This window comes from Phytoactinopolyspora endophytica (assembly GCF_004138495.1).
Lineage (GTDB): Bacteria > Actinomycetota > Actinomycetes > Jiangellales > Jiangellaceae > Phytoactinopolyspora > Phytoactinopolyspora endophytica.
Map to the genome: position 1 here is coordinate 133,427 of NZ_ML142867.1, position 6,694 is coordinate 140,120.

3 protein-coding genes and 1 pseudogene are annotated in these 6,694 nt (G+C 65.6%); 3 read left to right on the plus strand and 1 reads right to left on the minus strand.

The window, feature by feature from the left end; genetic code table 11:
- Nucleotides 1–50 precede the first annotated feature (50 nt).
- Nucleotides 51–158: a sugar-binding domain-containing protein gene (locus ELR45_RS43025; protein ID WP_420813965.1), complete on the plus strand. Its 108-nt coding sequence runs from the start codon at nucleotides 51–53 to the stop codon at nucleotides 156–158.
- Between the two features lie 529 nt (nucleotides 159–687).
- On the opposite strand, the gene ELR45_RS28310 is transcribed toward ELR45_RS43025, so the two are convergent.
- Nucleotides 688–2,226, minus strand: a complete 1,539-nt coding sequence (locus ELR45_RS28310) for a glycosyl hydrolase family 28 protein (RefSeq protein ID WP_129669305.1) — start codon at nucleotides 2,224–2,226, stop codon at nucleotides 688–690.
- A gap of 240 nt (nucleotides 2,227–2,466) precedes the next feature.
- Here ELR45_RS28310 and ELR45_RS28315 point away from each other — a divergent pair, with 240 nt between their 5' ends.
- Nucleotides 2,467–6,009 carry a hypothetical protein gene (locus tag ELR45_RS28315; protein ID WP_129669306.1) on the plus strand — a complete coding sequence of 1,181 codons (3,543 nt, stop codon included), beginning with the start codon at nucleotides 2,467–2,469 and terminating at the stop codon, nucleotides 6,007–6,009.
- 401 nt (nucleotides 6,010–6,410) lie between these two features.
- Nucleotides 6,411–6,694, plus strand: a pseudogene (locus ELR45_RS28320) (hypothetical protein); the annotation flags it as partial.

The window sequence follows — 6,694 nt, forward strand, 5'->3', positions numbered from 1 at the left end:
TCGTCGGCATCAGCAGCAACGGCCTTCGCGCCATCCCCCGGGTCGTCGGAATCGCCGGCGGCAAACGCAAATGGTCCGCCATCCGCGCCGCCGCACGCGGAGGATGGATCCACGTCCTCGTCACCGACCTCGACACCGGCCGTGCCCTCCTCGACTAACCTGAACAGCAACCTCGCTGACGTCTCGGAAGATGAACCCGATTCCTCGCCATCGCAGAGGCTAGTGCATGGCTGTCGGCCGCCGAACGCCACGGCGGTAACGGCACCACGGCCGAACTGCGCGCCTGCCTGACCGCAAGCCAGGCGCTGGGAGAAGTGAGCACCGTGGCCTCCCAGTACGGAAGGCCTCGGCCTGCTCGCCGAAGAACTCGCGGCGCTGCTCACCACCGGTGACGTCGCCGCCGACGACGACGCACCTTCTGACCTGGTGTTTCGCCTCTCAACGGTTGTCAACGTTTGACGGGGTTCCGATGCTTCAGGTAGCCGGCGTGGTCGATGCAGAGCGTGATGCCAGGGAACCGACCGGCGGTGGCTCGCCTCGCGGGTCGCGGAGCGAGCCACCGCCGGATGCCTGGCTACCATTCGAACGTGCTGGTAGCGAGCAGGTACTCGGGGCCCACCCGGACGATCGACGGGTCGGGGTGGACCCCCGGCAGCACCGGATTCTGGATCGGAGTGGTCGGCCGGCTCAGGCCTGCGCCTCCTCGGTGGTGAGGAAGCGGAGGCCCTGGACGTGGTCGTTGACGAACATGGGCACGCCGTCGGAGGCCAGGTACCAGGGGGGCTTGCCGCCGCTGTCGCGGATCACTCTGCCGTTGACGCGGAGGTTTTCGAAGGTGACGTCCTTGATGAGGCGGTCCGCGTCGAGGCCGATGAGCATCGAGATGTCAGCGTTGTCACCGTTGTAGGCGAGGTCCTTGACGTAGACGGACTCGATGCCGCGGCCGGCCGTGGTGTTCCACTTCGGGTTGTAGCTCACCCGCATGTGGACGAGCTGGCCCCAGCGGAAGTTCTCCACGCGGATGTTGTCGAACATGACGTCGCGGACGATGTTGCCGTCGCCGGGCACGATGGAGATGCAGCCCTGGTAGAGCACCTGCGGTTCGCGGTGGTCGAGGATGTCGATGTTCTCGAAGTTCAGGTTCTCCAACACCTCGGGGGCGTTGGGGTCGGGGTTGCCGTGCCCCCCCATGTTGATCGGGTGGGCGACGTCGGCCCAGAGGGAGCAGTTCTTGACGGTGATGTTGCGGGTGTCGCCGTAGAAGTCCCAGCGGTGGGTGTAGAGGGCGATGCAGTCGTCGGAGGTGCGCAGGAAGCAGCCGTCGATGGTGACGTTCTCGGAGCAGTAGAGCTGGATGCCGTCGCCCCAGCCCTGGTGGCTGAAGGCGCGCATGTTCGTGATGGTGAGGTTCTGGGACTCGGCGATCCGCACGTTCTCGTACCGCGGGTTGAGGATCGTGACGCCGTCGATCGTGATGTTCTCGCAGCCTCGGATGCCGATCGCGCCCCACTTGGAGTTGTAGATGACGCCGCGGCCGATCAGCGCAGAGTTCTCCACGTCGTCGAATCTCACGATCGCGTTGAGGACCGCGCCGGGGGCCAGGTAGACGGTGGTTCCGCTCGGCACGTGCAGTTCCCCGTCGGTGGGGGTGTGCAGGCCGGGCCCGAAATACATGACGTTCTCATCGCCGTCGGCGGGTGGGTCCTGCTCGATGGGGTTGGCGAGCAGGTGCAGGCAGTCGAAGATCTCGTCGTCGACCTGGATGACGAGATTGCGGGGGCGGTCGAGAGTGAAGCGCGCGGTTCGCCCCCGCACATCGGGGCTGATGCCGTACGAGTCCGGGCGGATGCGCACGTTCTCGAGGCGGCCTTGGCCTCGCGTTACCTCGACCTCGACGGTGCCGGAGAAGTCGAAGGTGGCCATCGAGGAGTCCTCGAATGGATTGTCGCCGGTAATGGCGTCGATATGGGCGAGCTTGACCCGGTAGACGCCCAACGTCTGCCAGGTGCCGCCGACCGGACGAACCCGGACGGCGAACGTGTCGTTGGTCGGGACACCTTCGAGCTCCGGGTGCGGGACGACGCGGTTCGGGGCGGATTCTGCTGCCTGCACTGCAGTGCCTTCTACTGCGTGCGCTGCAGTGCCCGCGAGGCCGGCGGTCAAGCCGGCGAACACGGTGGCACCTGCTCCTTGGAGGGCGGTGCGTCGGGAAATGGGCTGGCTCACGCTCATCACTCACCTTCTCGACCCGCAGGTCGTCTACTGGGAACTCACCGGAGGAACCGCAGAAGCCGAAGTCGATGACGACGTTGTCGACACCACCGGAAAGCGCATACCAAGGACACGATCACCCGGCCCTGAGCTGGTGGTCAACGATCGAAAATTTCGATCGTTGACCACCAGCTCACGGTGGCGGAATCGTGACCGGTGTCGGTAAGCGCTTCCAGGTCGAGAGAGGACTCTGCGATGAGGCAAGTCACGACGGGAATCCGGAACCGGGTGCGGCGCGGGGTGGTGGCGTGCGCGGTGGGCGTGCTGGGTTCGGGGCTCCTTGTCCCGCTGACGGCTGGTGCCGAGGACTCGGTCGAGACGCCCGCTCCCCCGGAGATCGTTCGTACGGTGAGCGATGCCGGGTTCACCCATCCCGGGGTCGGCTTGACCGCCGACCACCTGGAGAACATGCGAACCCAGGTGCTCGCGGGTGTCGAGCCGTGGGCGAGCTATTACGACGCGATGACGCAGACGCGGTACGCAGCGGTCGACTTCCGGGCCTCGATTCAGGGGCCGACCGATGAGGAGCCGACGATCACGGCGTACGACAACGCGGGTGTGCGCGGCCGGCAGCACGCCGACAGCATCGGAGCGATGACACAGGCCCTGATGTACCTCGTGACCGGTGAGGAGGTGTACAGGGCCAACGCGCTGCGTGTGATCCGCTCCTGGAGCAGCCTGGATCCCGCGCAGTATGAGTACTTCCCCGACGCGCATATCCACACCGGTGTTCCGCTCTATCAGACGCTGGTCGCCACCGAGATCATCCGCTCCACCGAACCCGCGAACGACGACCTCGACGGCTACGATCTGCGCTGGACCGAACGAGATCAGCAGCGCATCGAGGACAACCTGGTACACCCGGTGCTCGACACATTCCTCTTCTCACAGAACCGGCTGTGGAACCAGCACCTCTACGGTGTGATCGGCATGGTGGCGGCAGCGATCTTCCTCGACGACGCCGAACTCTACGCCGAGCGAGTCGAGTGGTTCACAGTCAATTCGACCTACGAGAGCGAACACACGATCAACGGCGGTGACGTGAACGGCTCACTGGCCGCGATCGTGCGCATCATCGATGCCGATGATCCGTTGAACACCCGCGGCAAAGATTTCCTCCAGGTCATGGAAATGGGACGTGACCAGGCACATGCCGAGGGCGACATCGACTTGCTGACGGCCCTGGCCCGAATCGTGAACAACCAAGGCACCCGAGTCGATCCGGTCCACGGGACGGTGTCGACCGAACCGGATGCAGTGTCGCCATATGAGTTCCTCGACAATCGGATCCTCGCCGGTGGCAACGTCTTCGCCGCGTTCATGATGGGCGAGGAACTGCCCTGGGTCGACACGTCCGGCGGATCGGGCAAGCTCGCAGAAGGGTATCGCGGACGCCTGCGTGAGCCGCTCAGCGAGCTCTATTACCAGTACACGTACGTCGCAGGCGTAGACGTCGAAAGCCAGGCCCCCTTTGTCGCCGAGATGTTCGAGCACAGGGACGGGCCTCTGTTCCACTTCGGTACAGGAGTGACCAACTTCTGGAACGAGATGGGCTCCGACTTCACCGGCGCCGAATACTGGGTTGCCTTCCCGCCCGAACTCGCCGAGCAGGACGACACGGTCCCAGGGCTCGGCGACGGACCGGAGCTACCACTGGAGAAGTTCGGCCACACGCTGGGCAAGGGCGCACGGCAGCAGGTCGACGACACCGGAGAGAGCTTCGTGCGGCTCGACGCGAAGAAGGACGATGCCCAGGTCGCGGTCCGTCGCGTGGTGTGGCCCGATCGTTCCGGCACCGCACTGGTTGGGATCCAGGTGCGTACGAAAGGCACCGCGACCCTGGAGGTAGCCCGGACCTCATATGCCGAACCCTTCACAACGGTTCAGCTTCCGGACACGAACGAGCAGTGGCGTTACGTTTGGTTCGACGTCGACTCGTCGAAGGTGCCGACGGTGGGGCATCACATCATGTTCCTTCGCGCAACAGGGGGACAGACTCATGTGGATGTGGCCAGCGCGCTCGCGAACGCGAATGGGGTTCTCGACCCTCCGATGTTCGACGACGCGCCGTCGCTGGACGTAGTCGCGGTGGCGGGCGAGCCGTACACCAGAACCTTCGGGCTGGACACCGCCGGGCAGGACGTCTCGCTGGAGTTGCAGGGCGCTCCGAAGAGCGCCGAGCTTGCCGCCGACGGCACGTTCGGATGGCGGCCGAGCACCAAGGATCGCGACCTGGGCGCCCACGACTTCGTCGTCGTCGCCTCGGCCGACCAGGTAGATACCGCGCTACCGGTGACCGTCACGGTGGCACCCGATCGGTCGGCGGCGATCGATGCGCTGGTCGATGGGCTCGACGACCGAGATGCCTACACGACGGCGAGCTGGCAGCCGATGGTCGAGGCACGTCAGGCAGCTTCGGCAGCGACTGAGGACGCGTCCCCCGCGGAATTCGGCGCGCTTCTCGACGCGCTGCGGCTGGCAGTCGACGATCTCGAGCTGCTTAGTCCGCAGCTGGACGACGAAACGCTGGACTTCTCCCGGTTGGTGACATCACCGGATCTGTCGTCCGCGACACTCGCACTCCTGATCGACGGCGATAACCAGACGTTCTGGGGTGACATCCGCCGGCCGAGCGTGCTGATGGACTTCGGGACCGGATACCGATTCCGCGCCGACGCCTTCGGCTGGCTGGCCCGCGACACGTTCCCGGATCGCTCGCACGGTGCCAACGCCTACGGATCGAACGATGGCACCAACTGGACTCTTCTCACCGAGAATCACACCGAGGGCGACGATGTCGCGATCGAGACGATCTCGGTCCGCGAGGAGGTGCGCGACAGCCAGTTCCGCTACCTGAAGCTCCAGGTCGACGAGCCACAGGGGCCGGGAATCTTCTCGATGGCAGATATCCGGATCCATGGCGAACGCACTGAGGCAAGCCTCGACGATCTGTTGGACGAGGCCGCGGCAGCGGATCTGTCGACGTACTCACGTGCATCGGCAGTGAAGTTCACGCGGGAGATCGACGCCGTCCGCGAAGCTGCGGCTGAGCCGGATGCGGACACGAGGGTGCTCGCATTGCGGGTACAGCAGGCCTGGGACCTGCTCGAACCGCCCCCGATCGAGACGGCGGACGTCGAGCAGACGTGGGTCACCGCCAGCACACCGTCCTGGGATGGCAGCCGGGACGCCGCTGGCAATGGCTGGGCGATGTTCGACGGCGACACGGCGACGTTCACCGATACCCAGGAGAGCGCAGGCTGGGTGCGTGTGCTTCCGGACGATGGCACCACCTTCCACCTCGAGGCCATTCGGTACATGCCTCGTTCCGGCTTCGTGAATCGTGCCGAAGGCATGGAGCTGCAAGGCTCGAGCGACGGTGGAAACACGTGGCAGACCTTCGCCACCATCAGCGACCCGCGCGCCGGCTGGAACCAAATCGACCTGCCCACGGCCGTCGAGACGCAGGCCATCCGTGTGATCAATGACACGGGCAACACCAACCTGGCCGAGGTGCAGCTCGTCTCGAGCACGGTGGATCGCTCCGCCCTCGAGTTGCTCCTCGACGAATCGGCCGATCTCACCGAGGACGACTGGACCGCCGAATCGTGGGCTGATCTCTCAGATGCACGAGCCGCCGCGATGATGGTGTTCGAGGCTCCCGATGCGAACCAATCGCAGGTCGATGATGCCGCAGATGCCTTAGCGGCCGCGGTAGCTGGGCTTGAGCCTCGCTAGACCCGACAACCACGAGGTGAACGGTAAAGGCGCTGGCCAGGACTCTGATGAAGGTGGCCCACAGGACGTGACAAGCCGCACAGCCGAAGCGCCGCCACCGGCACGGACAGCGGCGCCGCGGCGCCAGCGTCGTCGGCGCCGCAGCAGGCCGCTGAGCCGCTCCAGGCGTTCACCCACCCCGGTGCGCTCCACACCCAGGAGGCGTTCGATCGGATGGCGGCGAGGGTGGCCGCGGGTGACCAGCCGTGGCTGGCGGGTTGGGAGCGGCTGACCGCCAACTCCCACTCCGCGGCGGGCTGGGAACCTAACCCGCAGGAGTTGATCATCCGCGGCGCAGGCGGCTCAGGCCGGAGAACTACCCGATCCTCTACAACGACATCCACGCCGCGTACCAGAACGCGTTGCGCTGGAAGATCACCGGCGACACCGCGCACGGCGATACCGCACGGGACACCGACTTCCTGGTCCGGCACAACGACACCTGCGACTCCCACTACTGGGCCAACTGGGACCTGTGCAACATGGCCTCGATCATGGCCATCGGGATCCTCTGCGACGACCAGGCCAAGTTCGACGAGGCGGTGGACTACTTCCACAACGGCGCAGGCAACGGCTCGCTGGCCAACGCCATCCCCTTCGTCTACGACGACGCCGGCCTCGCCCAGTGGCAGGAGACCGGACGCGA

Excerpts from the sequence above, each read along its gene's own strand:
- ELR45_RS28315 (WP_129669306.1), top strand. The coding sequence starts at position 2,467 with ATGAGGCAAGTCACGACGGGAATCCGGAACCGGGTGCGGCGCGGGGTG.